Source organism: Serratia sp. PL17, from assembly GCF_017832355.1.
GTDB lineage: Bacteria > Pseudomonadota > Gammaproteobacteria > Enterobacterales > Enterobacteriaceae > Serratia.
On record NZ_JAFIBY010000003.1, the window covers coordinates 435,628 to 451,643 of the forward strand.

The 16,016-nt window shown below is 54.8% G+C and carries 14 protein-coding genes and 1 tRNA gene; 4 read left to right on the top strand and 11 right to left on the bottom strand.

From position 1 onward, the window contains the following. The first annotated feature begins 39 nt into the window (after window positions 1–39). A complete protein-coding gene (locus tag JOE25_RS13655; protein ID WP_209635969.1) occupies window positions 40–1,569 on the top strand; it encodes an MFS transporter in 1,530 nt (509 codons plus the stop codon). Between the two features lie 23 nt (window positions 1,570–1,592). Here JOE25_RS13655 and JOE25_RS13660 read toward each other — a convergent pair whose 3' ends face one another. The 3 genes from JOE25_RS13660 to JOE25_RS13670 form a co-directional block, all read right to left on the bottom strand. Continuing rightward, window positions 1,593–3,215, bottom strand: coding sequence for an MFS transporter (locus JOE25_RS13660; protein ID WP_209635970.1), 1,623 nt, complete (start codon window positions 3,213–3,215; stop codon window positions 1,593–1,595). After that, entirely contained in the window at window positions 3,208–3,636 is a 429-nt protein-coding gene (locus tag JOE25_RS13665) for a DoxX family protein (protein ID WP_209635972.1), read from the bottom strand. The genes JOE25_RS13660 and JOE25_RS13665 overlap by 8 nt, the downstream gene beginning before the upstream one ends. A 289-nt stretch (window positions 3,637–3,925) precedes the next feature. Beyond that, complete coding sequence (locus JOE25_RS13670) at window positions 3,926–5,116, bottom strand: sugar transporter (RefSeq protein WP_209635974.1); 1,191 nt, start codon at window positions 5,114–5,116, stop codon at window positions 3,926–3,928. Window positions 5,117–5,365: 249 nt separating this feature from the next. Here JOE25_RS13670 and JOE25_RS13675 point away from each other — a divergent pair, with 249 nt between their 5' ends. Continuing rightward, window positions 5,366–6,052, top strand: a complete 687-nt coding sequence (locus JOE25_RS13675; protein WP_209635976.1) for an aspartyl/asparaginyl beta-hydroxylase domain-containing protein — start codon at window positions 5,366–5,368, stop codon at window positions 6,050–6,052. Here the strand turns inward: JOE25_RS13675 and JOE25_RS13680 are convergent. The 5 genes from JOE25_RS13680 to JOE25_RS13700 all read right to left on the bottom strand — a co-directional run bounded on the left by JOE25_RS13680 (window position 6,049) and on the right by JOE25_RS13700 (window position 11,183). Beyond that, window positions 6,049–6,765 (bottom strand): ABC transporter ATP-binding protein, encoded by a 717-nt coding sequence (locus JOE25_RS13680; RefSeq protein WP_209635978.1) that lies wholly within the window; start codon window positions 6,763–6,765, stop codon window positions 6,049–6,051. The genes JOE25_RS13675 and JOE25_RS13680 overlap by 4 nt on opposite strands. Continuing rightward, the gene (locus JOE25_RS13685) at window positions 6,762–7,637 is read right to left on the bottom strand and encodes an ATP-binding cassette domain-containing protein (RefSeq protein WP_209635980.1); all 876 of its coding nucleotides are present in this window, start codon (window positions 7,635–7,637) and stop codon (window positions 6,762–6,764) included. The genes JOE25_RS13680 and JOE25_RS13685 overlap by 4 nt, the downstream gene beginning before the upstream one ends. After that, a complete protein-coding gene (gene livM / locus JOE25_RS13690; protein ID WP_209635982.1) occupies window positions 7,634–8,920 on the bottom strand; it encodes a high-affinity branched-chain amino acid ABC transporter permease LivM in 1,287 nt (428 codons plus the stop codon). Before livM ends, JOE25_RS13685 begins: the two co-directional genes overlap by 4 nt. Window positions 8,921–8,930: 10 nt before the next feature. Then, window positions 8,931–9,845, bottom strand: coding sequence for a branched-chain amino acid ABC transporter permease (locus JOE25_RS13695; protein WP_044552474.1), 915 nt, complete (start codon window positions 9,843–9,845; stop codon window positions 8,931–8,933). A gap of 219 nt (window positions 9,846–10,064) precedes the next feature. Continuing rightward, window positions 10,065–11,183, bottom strand: coding sequence for a branched-chain amino acid ABC transporter substrate-binding protein (locus JOE25_RS13700; protein WP_209635985.1), 1,119 nt, complete (start codon window positions 11,181–11,183; stop codon window positions 10,065–10,067). Between the two features lie 546 nt (window positions 11,184–11,729). Between JOE25_RS13700 and JOE25_RS13705 the strand changes: the two genes are divergently transcribed. Further along, a tRNA-Asn gene (locus JOE25_RS13705) sits at window positions 11,730–11,805 on the top strand. Between the two features lie 507 nt (window positions 11,806–12,312). On the opposite strand, the gene JOE25_RS13710 is transcribed toward JOE25_RS13705, so the two are convergent. Together JOE25_RS13710 and JOE25_RS13715 are read right to left on the bottom strand one after the other, a co-directional pair. After that, window positions 12,313–12,975, bottom strand: a complete 663-nt coding sequence (locus JOE25_RS13710) for a dTMP kinase (RefSeq protein WP_209635987.1) — start codon at window positions 12,973–12,975, stop codon at window positions 12,313–12,315. A 216-nt stretch (window positions 12,976–13,191) separates the two neighbouring features. Next, a complete protein-coding gene (locus JOE25_RS13715; RefSeq protein WP_209635988.1) occupies window positions 13,192–14,220 on the bottom strand; it encodes an NADP-dependent oxidoreductase in 1,029 nt (342 codons plus the stop codon). 91 nt (window positions 14,221–14,311) lie between these two features. Here JOE25_RS13715 and JOE25_RS13720 point away from each other — a divergent pair, with 91 nt between their 5' ends. Further along, a complete protein-coding gene (locus JOE25_RS13720) occupies window positions 14,312–14,893 on the top strand; it encodes a TetR/AcrR family transcriptional regulator (protein WP_209636143.1) in 582 nt (193 codons plus the stop codon). 113 nt (window positions 14,894–15,006) lie between these two features. Here the strand turns inward: JOE25_RS13720 and JOE25_RS13725 are convergent, their stop codons facing one another. After that, window positions 15,007–15,924 carry a LysR family transcriptional regulator gene (locus JOE25_RS13725; RefSeq protein ID WP_209635990.1) on the bottom strand — a complete coding sequence of 306 codons (918 nt, stop codon included), beginning with the start codon at window positions 15,922–15,924 and terminating at the stop codon, window positions 15,007–15,009. Window positions 15,925–16,016: the final 92 nt, after the last annotated feature.

The window sequence follows — 16,016 nt, forward strand, 5'->3', positions numbered from 1 at the left end:
CCCGCTTGCGGGCTTTCCTACTCCATGCAGATGAGCACCATGACGCAAATAACCTCCACCGCAGAGCACACTGAGATTCGGGCATGGCTACAATTATTGGCCGCCTGCCTGACAGGTATCCTTATTCCCCTGAGCTTCACCGGCCCCGCCGTGGTGTTGCCCTCCATCAGTCATTCACTGGGTGGTAGCGCCGTGCAGCTGAGCTGGGTCGTAAATGGTTATATCCTCACTTATGGCAGCGCAATGATGGCCGCCGGCAGCCTGACCGACATTTATGGCCGTAAACGCGTCTGGCTCTTCGGGTTGGCTGCATTCGGCCTTCTGACGATGATGATCCCCCTAGCCCCTTCGGTGGTGGGAATCGATATTTTACGGCTGGCGCAAGGTCTGGCAGGCGCGGGGGCTTTTGCCGGGGCGATGTCGTCACTGGCGCAGACGTTTCATGGCGCGGTGCGCACCCGGGTCTTCAGCCTGTTGGGCACCACATTCGGCATTGGTCTGGCTTTCGGGCCGTTAGCATCGGGTTGGTTAGTGGTGACGGCAGGCTGGCAATGGGTGTTTTTCGCCACGGCACTGATTGCTGTGGCGGGGTTGGTATTAGTGGCATTCAGTGCAACAGAGTCCCGCGATCCCAATGCGGCAGGGCTGGACTGGCCCGGTGCCGTCAGTTTTACCGCTGCCTTGGCCTTGTTCACCTACGCGATCCTGCTCGCCCCTGAAAACGGTTGGGGCAGCCTGTCGGTGGCCGGTTCACTGTTGCTGTCGCTGGGGATTTTTATCGCTTTTGTGTTGATTGAACGGCGAGTCGCACGGCCGATGCTCGATCTGACGTTGTTCCGCAGTACCCGCTTTATTGGGGTTCAGGTGCTGGCAACCACACCGGCCTTCTTTTTTGTGGTGTTGATCGTCCTGTTGCCCGGGCGTTTTATTGGCATTGATGGGCAGAGTGCCCTCGAAGCCGGTAAAAACATGATTGCGCTGGCGGCTCCCCTGCTGTTCGTGCCCTTCCTTGCCGCACTACTGGCACACCGTTTTACTTCCGGCGTACTTTCAGGGATTGGACTGCTGCTGGCCGCTGCCGGGCTGGGCTGGTTGGGCCATGCGTTGGCGGCAAATGGCAGCCATGACTTGATAGCACCAATGCTGTTGATTGGTATCGGTATTGGCCTGCCCTGGGGATTGATGGACGCAATGGCCGTCAGCGTGGTGGAAAAAGAACGGGCAGGTATGGCGACCGGCATTTTCAACGCAGTGCGGGTTTCGGCTGACGGCATCGCCATTGCAATCACCGGCGCGGTGCTTGCCATACTTATTCAGGGCGGCTTGTTTGCTGCACTCCCCGGCGTTACCGACACCCAACAGATGATAGAGGCGGCTAACCGCGCCGCCCTCGGCGACTTGAACAGCGCAGCCACCCTGCTACCTGGACAGCGCCAATTAACGCTGCAAATCTACGATCAGGCCTTCCGTCACTTGCTGTATATACTGGCGATCGCCTCTGCCGCAACGGCACTCTTGATCTTTATGCTCCTGGGGCGCTTACATGCCCACGACGGTGCGGCGGAGTAAATAGCCCCCGCCGCAGCCGTTGATTACTTCGCCGTTTGCTGCGCCAGGTGCCGCAAGTCGAGTGACAAGAAATGATGGACCTGCGGTTTTTCCGGACCGATATGGAACTGTAATGCCGCTTGTTGTAAATCAGCATCAGCATGTGAAACCCGCTGATGCTGACGCAGGTGCTCAGCCCAGGACTCCACCATAAACCACTCCATAACACACAGAGGATCGGCGGTATGCTCGGTCAAGCCCCAGGCATAGGCACCGTCGCGACGGCGCACACGTGAAAGCTGCTGTAGCGTCCGCAGGAACTGTGGACGATCTTCCACCCGCACGCGGTACTCTATCTGGATCATCACTGGCCCGCGATCGTTCTCTACCGGCGTGTTGAGCAAGGGTTCCGGCCAATGGTTGGACGGTTGCAGATCGGCTTCGCCCTCCGGCAAACGAATACGGTGAAATGCCACTGAAATCACCAACAACCCAATGCCGCCCGTCAGCAGCGTGGCGGCCACGCCGATCTCTTGAGCAATTAACCCCCACAGCAAACTACCGGCAGCCATCGCACCGTTAAACACCATCAGATAAATCGCCAGCCCACGCCCACGTACCCAGTTTGGCAATACCCCCTGCGCGGCCCCATTCAGTGAGGTCAACGCGATAATCCAGCCCGCGCCCAACGCCAACAGCAGCAAGACCGCCAGCCACTGCGGTGGGGCCAATGACAACAGTGCCATCACCGCCGCAGTAATCACCGCCGCCAACAGCACCAAGCCATCGGCATTCAACCGCTGGCGCAGCCGCGGCAACAACACCGCACCGCCTATCGCACCGGCCCCCACGGCACCCAACAGGATGCCGTAGAAACCGGCGGTACCACCCAGCATCTGGCGCGCCACTAATGGCAACAGCGCCCAAACCGAACTGGAGAACACAAAGAACACCGCCGCCCGTAACAGCACCACATGCAGCTCACGGCTGGCGCGCGCATAACGTATGCCGGCGCGGAAAGCGCCAAAGAAATGCTCGGAAAGGCCGTTATCTTCGACCTTGGGTCTGCGCCACCACAACAGGGCAGCGACGACAAACACATAGCTAAGCACGTCCGCGCCGTAGGCCGCGCCAGCGCCAAAGCTCGCCAGCAACAAGCCCCCCGCCGCCGGACCAATGGCACGGGCGATGTTAATCCCGAGCGAGTTCAGTGCAACCGCATTTCTGAGATCGGCACGCGGCACCAGCTCGGGCACGATAGATTGCCAGGTCGGCCCCATCAGTGCCCCACCAATACCGCCGATAAAGGTCAGCACCAACAAATACTCAACGGTCAGCGCACCACTTTGCGACAGCAGTAACAAGGTGCCACTGACGCAGGCCAGTAGAATCTGGACAAAAATAAGGAAACGACGACGGTCGAGAATGTCTGATAGCACCCCAGCCGGGATCGCCAGCAGGAACACGGGCAGCGTGGCAGCCGTTTGCATCAACGCTACTGCCGACGGATTAGAGGATAAATCCGTCACCAGCCAGGAACTGGCGACGTCACGCATAAAGCTGCCAACGTTGCCCAATACCGTGGCCCCCCATAGCACCGCAAATACCGGGATCTTCAGCGGCGCGAAACCGCCGGGTGCTGCTTTGCTCTCAACCGGTTCAGCCATCGTTATGCTCCTTGAGGTCGTAAAGTGCCACCAGCAGCAATGCGCCCGCCAGCCCAATGTGTTCAAAAAATCCGTTCATTCCGGTAAAGCGCTCCGGCGGGCTCATTTCCCAAAAACGATTGGCCATCAGCGTGGCGGCCAAGGTGAATCCGGCCAGCGCCAACGCGCCCAGCCAGCGGTAAAACCCCGTCAGGATCAGTGCCGAGGCCCCCAATTCAAGCACAATCACCAGGCTGGCAAACAACGCCGCCGGCTGCAGGCCAAAATGGGCCATCTCCGCCATCGCCCCGTTAAAATCCAGCACTTTGACCAAACCGCCCTGAATGTAGGCGGCACAAATTGCCGCGAGTATTAAGCCGCGGATAAAGGGGGTATTAAGAAAGGAAATTCGGGTGCCATCTTGCGTGGTCGGCGGGCTCATAGATCGTCTCCCAGTCGTGGTATGAGTACATTTTCCGGGTCAAGATTAAGGCAGGAGAGAAAGCCGTGATAACGGAATTATTTTCGCATGATCGCCAGTTTTTTTACTGAAGATACCGGCCTTGTCTCAGTGCACAACGCCGGTTAAGCCCGTCAGATATTTTCCAGATCGCTGCTGCGTGTTTGGGGACCGAATACCCCAATGAGCACCATCACAATCTGCATGCTGGCAACGATAAGCGCCAGCAATGCGATAAAGCGTCACAGGGCCACTATCAGCAAGAAGGCCATTAACGGATGTGATGGTGTTGGAACCGCTCACTGCGATAGAAGTTTAGCAGACACCAGCCCAGGGCAATCAACGCCAGCGGGGCTGCGACAAAACCAATATTGCCCATACCCAGATGCAGGCTGACCTGGTTACCCAGCAGCGCGCCGCCGCCGATACCGAAGTTGTACAGCCCGGAGTAGATCGACATTGCTACGTCAGTGGCATCCGGTGCCAGGTTCAATACCTTGGCCTGCATCGACAGGCCAATCGCCATTATTGCCATACCCCACACGGCAAACAGCAGCGTCAGATGGTTTTCATTGCCGGAGGCCGGTAACAGCAACAGCAGACTTAACATCAGCAACGCGATGGCACCGATGAAAAAGCCCGACGGGAAACGTTCGCTAAAGCGGCTAAACAGCAGGCTGCCGATGATACCGGCGGCACCGAACAGTAGCAGCATCAGCGTCGTGAAGTTTTCTGACAGCCCAGCCACGGTCTGAATAAAGGGTTCGATATAGCTGTAAGCGGTGAAATTCGCCGTCACCACAATAATGGTCAACATATACAGGCTGACCAGCGCCGGGCGCTTAAACAACATGGGGACGCTGGCCAGTGAGCCAGAATGTTCGCTCTTCAGCACCGGCAACAGACGCCACAACAGCACCAACGCCAGGGTGGCACAAACGGCGATACCGATAAAAGTCATACGCCAGCCCAAGATCTGGCCAACGATACGCCCCAATGGCAGGCCAAGTACCATCGCCAGTGCGGTACCGCCCGCCAGCAAGCTCAGCGCCTGTGCTTTCTTGCCTGCGGGTGCGACGCGGATCGCCAGTGAAGCGGTGATCGACCAGAATACGGCGTGGGCCAAGGCGACACCGGCACGGGAGATCACCAGCGTGGTGAAGTTCCATGCAACGGCGGTCAACACATGGCTGGCGATAAACAGAATGAACACGCCGATCAACAGCTTGCGCCGTTCAATCTTGCTGGTCAGCAGCATGCACACCAGTGAGAAGGCAGCAACAATCCAGGCATAAATCGTGATGATCAACCCCACCTGCTCGGTCTGCATCGAAAAGCTTTGGGCGATATCGCTCAGTAACCCTACCGGAATAAACTCGGTGGTATTGAAGATAAAGGCCGACACGGCAAGAATGACCACGCGCAACCAGGCGGTTGAGCGAGAGACCTGAGTGTGTTCCATGTTAAACGGGATCCGGGCAGGTGCGGGAAGTAGCGATATTTTAACCAATTGGTGGGGTAAATGCGATACGCGTCACACTTTTATTGGGGTGTTTTTTTCAACTGCTTTTTGCCACTTATGGCCTATTGGTCGGCAAGCCTTTAGCGGACAAACGTGTTATACCGAAGAATTAATCGTCCGGCAGGCGCATATTAAACAATAATAATATCAAGAGACGGCGAGAAATCTGGTTACTCTATTGAGGTCACTATGTCAGCTATCTATGATTGGTCCGTGTTGTCATTACGCCGTATTTACGATCGCCGCATCAAGGGCGCTCCCGTGCTCGACAGCACACGCCTGTTTCCTGATGCACAACGCTTTACCGACCAGTGGCCACAGATCCGTGAAGAGGCGCTGACCGTGGCGGAAGATCTGCGTAATATCCCGCGATTTCACGAGATTATGATCGAACAGGCGTCGATCTCCGACAACGATGCACGCGACTGGCGGATGTTTATCATGAAAGCCTATGGCCAGCCGATTACGCGTAATCTTGCACGCTGCCCAACGCTGGCGGGTCTGATTGCCTCATCCCCCGACGTTCTTTCCGCTTCGCTGTCCTTCCTGGCGCCCGGCAAACAGGTGCCGGCACACCGTGGCCCGTTCCGGGGCATTCTGCGTGGCTATCTGGTGTTATCGATGCCTAAAGGTGCCGATGGCCTGCCTGCCGCCGTGTTAAAAGTGGACGGGCAAGAATACCGGCTGAACGAAGGAGAATTTATGCTGTGGGACGATACCTTCGAACACGAGGTATGGAACGACAGCGATAAGGTGCGTACCGTGCTGCTGCTGGATATCCGCCGCCGCGATTTATCCACCGGGCTGCGGATCCTGTCCAGTGGCATCATTGCACTGGTGCGGCTGAACGTGCGCTGGATCCAGCGCCAGTTCTAAGCACCGCCCAGGTAGGCTTTCCTCACCTCAGGGTCGTTTAACAGCTCTGCGCCGCTGCCGGTCAGGCGGATTTGCCCGTTGACCATCACATAGCCGCGATCGGACAGCTTCAGCGCATGGTTGGCATTCTGTTCCACCAGAAACAGGGTCATGCCGCCGCGGGTTAATTCCTGCAAAATGCTGAAAATCTGTTTAACGATGATCGGTGCCAACCCCAGGCTCGGTTCGTCCAGCAACAGCAGTTTTGGCCGGCTCATCAGAGCCCGGGCAATCGCCAGCATTTGCTGCTCGCCACCGGACATGGTCATCGCCCGCTGGTTACGCCGCTCTTTCAGGCGGGGGAACAGATCGAACATACGGAGCAAATCTTCGTCCACATAGCGATTGCCAATGGTGATGGTACCCATCAGCAGGTTTTCCTCCACGCTCATGTCCGGGAAAATTCGTCGCCCCTCGGGTGCCTGAGCAATACCGCTGCTGGCAACGTAGTGGGTAGAGCGCTGGCTGATATCTTCGCCACGGAACAGGATCTGCCCGCCGCTGATACGTGGCTGGCCGAAGATCGACATCAGCAACGTCGACTTACCCGCCCCGTTGGCGCCAATAAGCGCCACCGTTTCCCCTTCGTTCACCTGTAACGAGACCTGCTGCAACGCCTGGATCGGGCCGTAAAACACGTCCACGTTGCGAAACTCCAACATCACATTGCTCATCCCGCCAGCTCCTCTTCATCCGCACCAAGGTAAGCGGCGATCACCGAATCGTTATGCTGGATCTCTTTCGGCGTACCTTCGGCGATCACATCGCCGTGATCGAGCACGATCACCCGATCTGAGATCTCCATCACCATGCCCATATCATGTTCGATCAACAGCACCGTGATGCCGTGATGCTGACGCAGAAAACGGATAATGCGGCTCAGCGTTGCCGTCTCTACCGGGTTCAACCCGGCGGCAGGCTCGTCAAGGCAGATCATTTCCGGCGTGGTGCACATTGCCCGGGCAATCTCCAGCCGCCGCTGCTGGCCGTAGGACATCTCGCCCGCCAGCCGGTTGGCGCAGTCCACCAGCTCCACCACCTCCAGCCAATAAAAGGCACGATCCAGTGCCTGGCTTTCCGCCCGGCGGTAACCCGGCGTATTGAGCACACCGGCGATCAGGTTGCGGTTGCTCAACATGTGCTGCGCGACAAGCAGGTTCTCGACCACCGACATTTCGCGGAACAAGCGGATGTTTTGGAAGGTGCGTGCCAGCCCGGCGCGGTTGACCAAATGGGTGCCGCCGAACATTTTGTAGTACACACGCGAGCCCAGCCGCTTCGGGTTAATCCAATCACCCGCATGGAATTTCTGCCCCAGCACCTGGATCACGTCGGTCGGCCGCTTGTGCGTATTAAGCAGAATCGCCCCGCCGGTCGCGCGGTAAAAACCGGTCAGGCAGTTGAACACCGTGGTTTTACCCGCGCCGTTAGGGCCGATCAATGCGGTAATCGAACCGCGCTCCACCGCCAGATTCACGTCGTTCAGCGCCTTTATGCCGCCGAAATGCATCATCAGATGCTCAACCTGCAAGATAGGATCGCTCATGGCTCCACCCCCTTGCGCGGTGCAAAGCTGGTACGGCTGATACGCACCAACCCACGCGGCCGCCAGATCATCATCGCCACCATCAGCACGCCAAACAGTAGTACCCGGTATTCGGCGAAGCTCCGCAACAGCTCCGGCGCCACCGTGAGCACGAACGCGGCCAGCACCACACCGATCGTCGATCCCATGCCCCCCAGCACCACGATTGCCAGAATCAACGCCGATTCAAAGAAGGTGAATGAAGTTGGGTTAACGAAGCCCTGATAGGTGGCGAAAAATACCCCGGCCAGCCCGGCGGTGGACGCCCCCATCATAAAGGCCGACAGCTTCACCAATACGTGGTTGAGCCCGAGCGATCGACAGGCAATTTCATCCTCGCGCAATGCCTCCCAGGCGCGACCGATCGGCATGCGCGTGAGCCGGTGCTTGATGTACAGCACCAACAGCACCACAAGGAACAGCACGGCATAGATAAAAATAAACTTCAGATTAGGGTTATAGGCAATGCCGAGGAATTCGTGGATCGGCACGCCGCCGTCCTTCGCCCGCCGCCCAAACTCCAGACCAAAAATCGTTGGAGCCGGTACCGAGACACCGTTTGGCCCACCGGTCAACGACATCCAGTTATTCAGCACCAGGCGGATAATTTCCCCGAATCCCAGCGTGACGATCGCCAGGTAGTCGCCGTGCATGCGCAATACCGGGAACCCCAGCAGCGCACCGGCCAACGCCGCCATCAATGCCCCCAGCGGCAACATCGCCCAGAACCCCAACCCGAGATACTGGTAGCCCAGCGCCAATCCATAGGCGCCAATGGCGTAGAATGCCACATAGCCCAGATCAAGCAGCCCAGCCAGGCCAACAACGATGTTCAACCCCAGCCCAAGCAACACGTAAATCAGTCCCAGTATCGCTACCGTCAGCAGATATTTAGTGGCCACAAACGGGAACAACAGCGCGATCACCGCCATTAACGGGATGATCCAACGCAGGCTAGTTTTGGCCCCAATCGGCCGGACATAGACACCGTCATTACCGCCGTCAAAGCGCGTTAATAGCTTGCGCCCCGGCGCGGTTTGCAAAAACAGGCTGAGCAACAGCCGCCCAGCCATCACCGCCGCGATAATCCACACCAGCCGGCGTGGCTCAAAGTTGAAGCTGTAACCGTTCAGAACAATACCGACGATCGGCCCGAACACGATCAGGGCGATCAGCCCGGCCAATACGGCATCCAGCAGGCTGCGTTTAACGTTCAGCCCTTGGTGAACCCTAGATTGCGACATAATTTATCCCTCAAACCTTAGCAACCATGGGGCGTCCGAGCAGGCCCTGAGGGCGGAAAATCAGGATCACCACCAGCAGGCCGAAGGAAAATACGTCTTTGTAATCTGAGTTCACCATGCCGGCAAATTGCGCCTCCGCGACGCCCAGCAGCAAGCCCCCCAGCATGGCGCCGGGCAGCGAACCGATACCTCCCAACACTGCGGCGGTAAAGGCTTTAATACCGATGATAAAGCCGACGTAGAAGTCAAAGGTGCCGTAGTTCATGGTAATCAGCACCCCGGCCAAACCGGCCATCGCAGCGCCAATCACGAACACCAGGGAGATGACCCGATCGGTATTGATACCCAAAATGGACGCCATCTTGCGATCCTGCTGGGTCGCACGGCAAATACGCCCCAGGCGGGTGTGCTGAATGATGTACGTGAGGATGGCCATGCCCAACAGTGAGGCGACCAGGATAAACACCTTGGTGTAGGTGATTTGGATCACCCCGCCGTCAAAGTTGAGGCGGAATACGCCATCCAGCAATGTCGGAATCCCCTGCTGGCGTGGCCCTTGGCTGATTTGCGCGTAGTTTTGCAGGATCAGCGACATACCGATAGCGGAGATCAACGGCGCCAGACGCGTAGAGTTGCGCAAAGGTTTGTAGGCGATACGCTCGATCACCCAGCCATATACCCCGGTGATCACAATGGTAAACACCAGCGTGCCGAGGATCAGTAATGGGAAGGATTGCAGACCAAAGAATGACAACAGTGCCAGCCCGATGGCACACAGATAGGCGGAGATCATATAGACCTCGCCGTGGGCGAAGTTAATCATGCCGATAATGCCGTAAACCATGGTGTAGCCGATGGCGATCAGGCCGTAAACTGCGCCGAGCGTCAGGCCGTTGATCAACTGTTGCAGAAAGAAAACATCCATAATGAGCAGTCTCGCCTGGTGGGACCGCAAGCACATGCAGACGCGGCCCAAGGGAAGTATCGGCGCGGATCCGCGGATCCGCTTATGCGTTAATCCTCAATGGATTTCAAGTTACAGTTAGGCGACAAGTACGTGAGTCCCCAGAAACTTAGGTCCACTAAGTGACTGGGGTGAACGTATGCAGCCAACAACGCTGTGGCTTGAAAGACGCAGAGGATTTTAAAGTTGGTGATATTTGCCTTTATCATCCCACTGATAGACCACGTAATCCGATACCTTCAGGTCGCCCTTCTTGTCCCAGGCCTTTTTACCCATCACGGTATCCACATCATGCGACTTCAGCCATTCACTGGCCTTGGCGCTGTCTTTGCCCCCGGTCGCGTTGAACGCCGCAGCGATCGCCTGAATAGAAGCGTAGGAGTAGAGGGTGTAACCTTCAGGTTCAAAACCGCTGGCGCGGAACTTGGCGATCACCGTTTTGCCTTCCGGGATCAGACGCGGATCGTTACCGAAGGTCATCAGCACACCGTTGGTGTACTGCGGCCCGCCGGCAGCGGTCACCAGTTCTTCAGTCACGATGCAGTCACCGGAGAAGAACTTGGCGGTCACCCCCTGTTCACGCATCTGGCGCACCAATGGCCCTGCCTCTGGGTGGCAACCGCCAAAATAGACCACGTCAGGTTTGACCGACGCAATCTTGGTCACCAGCGCGTTGAAGTCTTTTTCGCCGCGCGACAACCCCTCATACAGCACTTCCTTCACGCCGCGCTTATTCATCTCCGCCCTGGCGGCATCCGCCAGCCCCTGGCCGTAGGTGTCTTTGTCGTGGATGACCGCAATGCGTTTGGCCTTCAGGGTGTTCAGCATGTAGTTGGTGGCGATCACCCCTTGCTGATCGTCACGCCCGCACATGCGGAACATGTTGGCCATGCCGCGTTCGGTAATTTGCGGGTTGGTGGACCCGGGCGTGATGGCGATAATGCCGGCCTCGTCATACACCTCGGAGGCGGGCATGGTGGAGGATGAGCAGAAGTGGCCCACTACCGCAGCGACCTTGTCCTGATCCACCAAGCGGTTGGCAACGGCGACCGCCTGTTTGGGTTCGCAGGCATCATCCCCCTGAACCAGTTTGATTTTTTCCCCTTTAATCCCGCCGGCGGCGTTAATATCCGCTGCCGCTTGCGAAGCACCACGCCAGTACTGATCGCCATAGGTCGCATTCGGCCCAGAGAACGGCCCGGCGACGCCGATAACGATATCGGCCTGAGCATAAAAAGCAGAACCTAAACAACCGATAAGCAGAGCAGCGAGCGGACTTTTAATCAATTTAGATGACATTGTTGTTTTCCTCAGCACTGTTTTTAGACCCCAAATAATTGGCGCTGTATCAAAGCGGCGATAACACCGATACGGCTTCAAGTCTGACGGGTATAGCGGAACGCCCAGGGGCGTGCACCAGTCACTTTATGTGTAGACGGCGAAAATAATTTGCGCGAGAGCGCAGTCGCATTCCACGCATTTAAACAAGCAAAAATCTAGCCATTGTGACGGCCAATACATATTTTCTGTTCATTCATCCTACATATCGGAGGGAAAATGCGAGGTTTCAGCACCCTCAGGAGGTTTCCAGTGGGGATTTCAGGGTAAAAATCGCTATCGTTTTCACCGCGCGTTCACGCATATACCGCCTCTCGCACCTTAAACGTGCAATGATCGGTGCAATAACGACGACAGCAATGTTGGATGATAAACCGCGCGAATAAACAAGATGAGTGCCGAAAAACAACGCAACATGCTCATTACGACAGCAAACGCACTTTTTTCGCAGTTTAGTGCTTTGACAAAGCCGCACCACCCCGTTATTATTCGCCCCGTTCACACGATTCCTCTGTAGTTCAGTCGGTAGAACGGCGGACTGTTAATCCGTATGTCACTGGTTCGAGTCCAGTCAGAGGAGCCATATTAGAGACGCCCGCTTAAGGAAACTTAAGCGGGCGTTTTGCTTTTTCGGTTTGTTGGACGGTGACGAGGATCAGCAGTTAGAACAAAAAAACTCATTCCTGGTCTCAGCGGATCGAACGTGGAGACTCAATCAATCCAGGCAGAGTGAGGTTTTTATTTCAAACCTGAACAATGTTGCCGCAGAGGATCAATACGGGCAGCATGGATACTGCCTGACACAATAATAACGAAGGGATTTTAGTGCTCCCAACATCGACCAAGGTGACTTTACCTCTGCTGATGACGTCGGTGTTCCTGCTACTGGCTGCCCAAAAACATAACGCAACCTCCTGAACTTGCCCCAAAGAAAATGCCGGCTAACCCTTTTTGTCACAAAAAGCTGGGCTCACCGACAATATTTTCTCCGTGTCAAAGACTGAAAATACTGAGTGGTTTCGATTCTCTAGACGCAACACCCATCGGAGGTTCACACTGGGTAGAGAGTGACACAATAAGGTTACCGTAATTACTGGCGGCCTGCAGCGGAGGTTCTGTCCGCAAAATCGATGCCTATGGGGCATGCAAGCACTCTGTAGATCTCAGAAATCACCTGCATCGTTGCGTCTTCGATGGTTCCTTCATTGCGGCATAGAACCCAGCCGTGATTTGCAATTTCTCGCTCGAACGCTTTGGTACAAGCGACATGTTCTTCCAGCTTATGAATCACAGTACTACTTAGCCCACGCGATCGGGCCGCAGCCCTCGCCCATGAAATATCAGGCGCTGTAACAACCCCGACATGCAGGTCTGGCGTTCGCACGTTTCGTGCAATGTTAAGCTGTAAAATCTCTGCAAATGGAACCATCCGGCGAAATGCGGCATCCGACGGGTACCAGCGATCCATCAAGATAATGCTGTCCGGTGGCTGTTTAGTCAGCACGTGCTGGGAAATCCAAGCACGGCTATCAGCAAAGCGCTCACAAACCTCCAGTTCCAACTCCAGGGTGGGGTTTCTGACGAGTTTGTTAACAAGGGCCATTGTTTCCCCCCTGTAGGGATCGCTTTTCTTCTCGCAAAGCCGGATCACCTTCTTGTTCTCTGCCCTTAGTACTTTCGTGATGGCTTCCAACAGTGTGGTTTTACCGGCTCCCTTGGGCCCATCCAGAGAAACAAATAGCGGACGACTCATTCTTCACATGACGATTGATAAAGGGTTTTTATAAAGCTTGAATCTGGCAAAAGCATCTTACTTCCTTCGTATGAATAACTGCCCGCGCTTCGTTCGTTGGGGCCGCTTGGCACACCAGCGCGAACCGAATATAGCCGTCTTTTCTCTTGTGACCTCTAGATTTCGGTTAAACTCGCGTCAGCTTTTAAGCCAATACAATCTGGCCTTAAATATTGTTTAAAGCTCAACGAGTACCAGACCACGCGCCTTACCGGAACACGTTTCTTTCAGTGCCAATGGTGCTGATTCCAGTCCTTTAAACCGGGTCATGGGAAACGCGATGTCTGCCCATAAAGGTTGTGACAAACAGGAAAGCCATTCGGCAAATACTTCCGGATTTTCGTCAGCGCTGTATCCGCGTATCCTAACGCCCTTGACGATAATAGCGAAAGCATCTATTTCCACAGGGGCATATTTGGTCGACTTTGCATCTGCAAGTTCGGCGGATAATGCCCCAAGCAGAACAAGCCTCGCCCCTTCCCGAGAGTGAGAAACTGCGGCCTCCAATTGCTCACCGCCCACAATATCAATAAATAAGTCAATGCCGTCGGGGGCATAGCGGTGCAGTTGCTCGCTGATATTACCGTCACCGCGAATGATGACCTCGTCATAACCCAATTCCCGCTTCATCCAAGACGCTTTTTCTGGCGTTCCAGTACTGCCAATGATTCGTTTGGCGCCAAGCTTACGGGCAATTTGTCCTGCCATGGAGCCAATCGCCCCCGCTCCGCTCGAAACAAAAACCACATCGTCAGGTTTAACCTGAGTCGCACGCGTCAGAGCGGCATACGCCGTCCAGCCATGTCCCAAATAGGCGGCTGGATTCAACAGCTTGTCGCCTAATCGCGTACAGAGTTCTATGCCGACAACAGCATATTCTCGCCATCCAAACGGATGAAGTACGAATTCACCCGGTTGCAAACCGCTAGCCGCAGGCGCAGACACAATCTGGCCTATGGCCGCATCTGCCAGCGTATCGCCAACGTTGATGGGAGGAAACGGAATGCCTTTTACACTTCCGGCCTCTTCACTCATCATCAGGCGGGTAGAAATTGAGACCCGAAACCAACAATTGCGAACCAATACCTCATTGTCGCTGCACGCCATATCAGGATGCTCAACAATCTCAAAATTAGCGGGTCCTGGCATGCCAGAAGAGCGTTTAAGCAAATTAATTTTTCTGTTGTACTGCGCTGTAAGGACCATTTTATTTCCTTTTTGATATGTGAGTTAATGCTCGCATTATCAATCGGAGAGCCCCCACGTGAATACTCGTGTTCCAGATGCAAAGCGAGACATGCGTAAAAAGCCGCAGCAAAGCCGCTCACGATTTTTGGTCGGCATCATCCTGGATGTTGCTACTCGCATATTGGCTGAAAAAGGATGGGCAAAATTTAATACCAATGAAGTGGCGCGCATCGCCGGGGTCAGTATTGGTTCGCTTTACCAGTATTTTCCCAATAAGTTGGCTCTGGCAGAAGCGATACGCCAGCAACATCTCGAGTCGATATTGCGGGTTTTTGAAACCGTCAATGCTAACGGGTCGACGCAGGCTGACTCATTAACAGTGGAGGTTGAGCGAATGATTGATGGCATCATCGCTGCGCATTTAATTAATCCGCGTTTGCATCGCGTTTTGCTTGATGAAGTGCCGCTCTCCGGACGTGATGCACATCAGGAGTTTGAACGTCGCTATGCTGAATATTATGCCGCTTTTACTGCCCGTCAGTTAGGTTCGGCGCGGGCACAGGTCGCCAGCCATGTGCTGGCTTCAGCAATTGAAGGTGTCGTACACGATGCATCGCGGCGCGGTCAATTAATGTCATCAGATATAAAATGTGAATTGATTTTGTTGGTGACCCGTTATCTGACGGGTTAATTTCACCTTGATTTAGGATTGCGTTGCATCGACCCGTTTAACTCACAGCGAGAAGCGGACGCTGTAGAGATTCATTGTGCCAACTGGACTCTCTGCGATGATTCAACGCTGCTTTAGGTTGCGAAGGATATATTGCTCAATTTCTGATGCATGAAATCAATGAGTGCTCTTGTTTTAGCGGGTAGGTAACGCCGATCTGAATAAAGTGCAAACAATTGCAATGGGGCTGGCGATTGTTCAAATTCAACCTCGATTAACCGTCCATCGTTAATGTAGGGTTGGCAGGCTTGTTTCGACAGAATTGCAAAACCGACGCCTGCTACCGCAGCTCGCCCTGCCATCTCTCCGCTGTTTACCCGGTAATGCCCTTTAACCTTGACCGTCTCGAATCTCCCCTTTGTATTGACAAACTGCCAGGGAGCACCTTTCAGTGCGCTTACCGTTGTAATACAGGGTAGTTTTTCAAATTGTTGGATATGCGAAGGGGTGCCATAACGCTGAATAACGGAGGGGGCTGCAACAATAGTACATGGGATAGTCACCAGATGGCGGGCGATGTAGTCACTGTCATCCATCTGACCACGGGTAATAATGACAGCTAAATCCAGATCGTCCCGCAAGGATTCGAAACCTGACAAATTTGTGACACAGCTTATCTCCAGATCCGGGTGCTGACAGGCGAAATCGGCAACAACAGAACCCAGCAATGCAGGGCCTATTTCATTGGGAATACAGATACGTAATGGGCCCTTGAGCTGCATTTGCCGCAACGTTAATTCTGTCTCAGTTTGCTCAAGCGCCTCCAGTAATGGCTTCACTCGGGTATAGAGTAGCTGCCCCGCCTGGGTGAGCTTCATATGTCGGGTACTGCGCTCGATGAGCTGAAGATTCAGCCTGTCTTCTAACTGAGAAATACAACGACTAACATTTGATGTCGGCATTTCAAGGACTTTCGATGCCCCAACAAAGCTTTCGTTTTCAACCACTGCAATGAACACTTTCAGGGTATTAAAATCAAGAGCCGGACGCATCAACTATCCCATATATGATAATAATAAGTGCCATTTTTACCATCTAATGCACACCATTGATAGCGGTTAAACTCGGATATCTTTCATCCATA

Bases quoted from the DNA above. Each gene is read 5' to 3' on its own strand.
- JOE25_RS13725 (WP_209635990.1), bottom strand. From the start codon at position 15,924: ATGCGTCCGGCTCTTGATTTTAATACCCTGAAAGTGTTCATTGCAGTG.
- JOE25_RS13720 (WP_209636143.1), top strand. From the start codon at position 14,312: ATGCGTAAAAAGCCGCAGCAAAGCCGCTCACGATTTTTGGTCGGCATC.
- JOE25_RS13665 (WP_209635972.1), bottom strand. From the start codon at position 3,636: ATGAGCCCGCCGACCACGCAAGATGGCACCCGAATTTCCTTTCTTAAT.
- JOE25_RS13655 (WP_209635969.1), top strand. From the start codon at position 40: ATGACGCAAATAACCTCCACCGCAGAGCACACTGAGATTCGGGCATGG.
- JOE25_RS13670 (WP_209635974.1), bottom strand. From the start codon at position 5,116: ATGGAACACACTCAGGTCTCTCGCTCAACCGCCTGGTTGCGCGTGGTC.
- JOE25_RS13675 (WP_209635976.1), top strand. From the start codon at position 5,366: ATGTCAGCTATCTATGATTGGTCCGTGTTGTCATTACGCCGTATTTAC.
- JOE25_RS13660 (WP_209635970.1), bottom strand. From the start codon at position 3,215: ATGGCTGAACCGGTTGAGAGCAAAGCAGCACCCGGCGGTTTCGCGCCG.
- JOE25_RS13685 (WP_209635980.1), bottom strand. From the start codon at position 7,637: ATGAGCGATCCTATCTTGCAGGTTGAGCATCTGATGATGCATTTCGGC.
- livM (WP_209635982.1), bottom strand. From the start codon at position 8,920: ATGTCGCAATCTAGGGTTCACCAAGGGCTGAACGTTAAACGCAGCCTG.
- JOE25_RS13715 (WP_209635988.1), bottom strand. From the start codon at position 14,220: ATGGTCCTTACAGCGCAGTACAACAGAAAAATTAATTTGCTTAAACGC.
- JOE25_RS13710 (WP_209635987.1), bottom strand. From the start codon at position 12,975: ATGAGTCGTCCGCTATTTGTTTCTCTGGATGGGCCCAAGGGAGCCGGT.
- JOE25_RS13695 (WP_044552474.1), bottom strand. From the start codon at position 9,845: ATGGATGTTTTCTTTCTGCAACAGTTGATCAACGGCCTGACGCTCGGC.
- JOE25_RS13680 (WP_209635978.1), bottom strand. From the start codon at position 6,765: ATGAGCAATGTGATGTTGGAGTTTCGCAACGTGGACGTGTTTTACGGC.
- JOE25_RS13700 (WP_209635985.1), bottom strand. From the start codon at position 11,183: ATGTCATCTAAATTGATTAAAAGTCCGCTCGCTGCTCTGCTTATCGGT.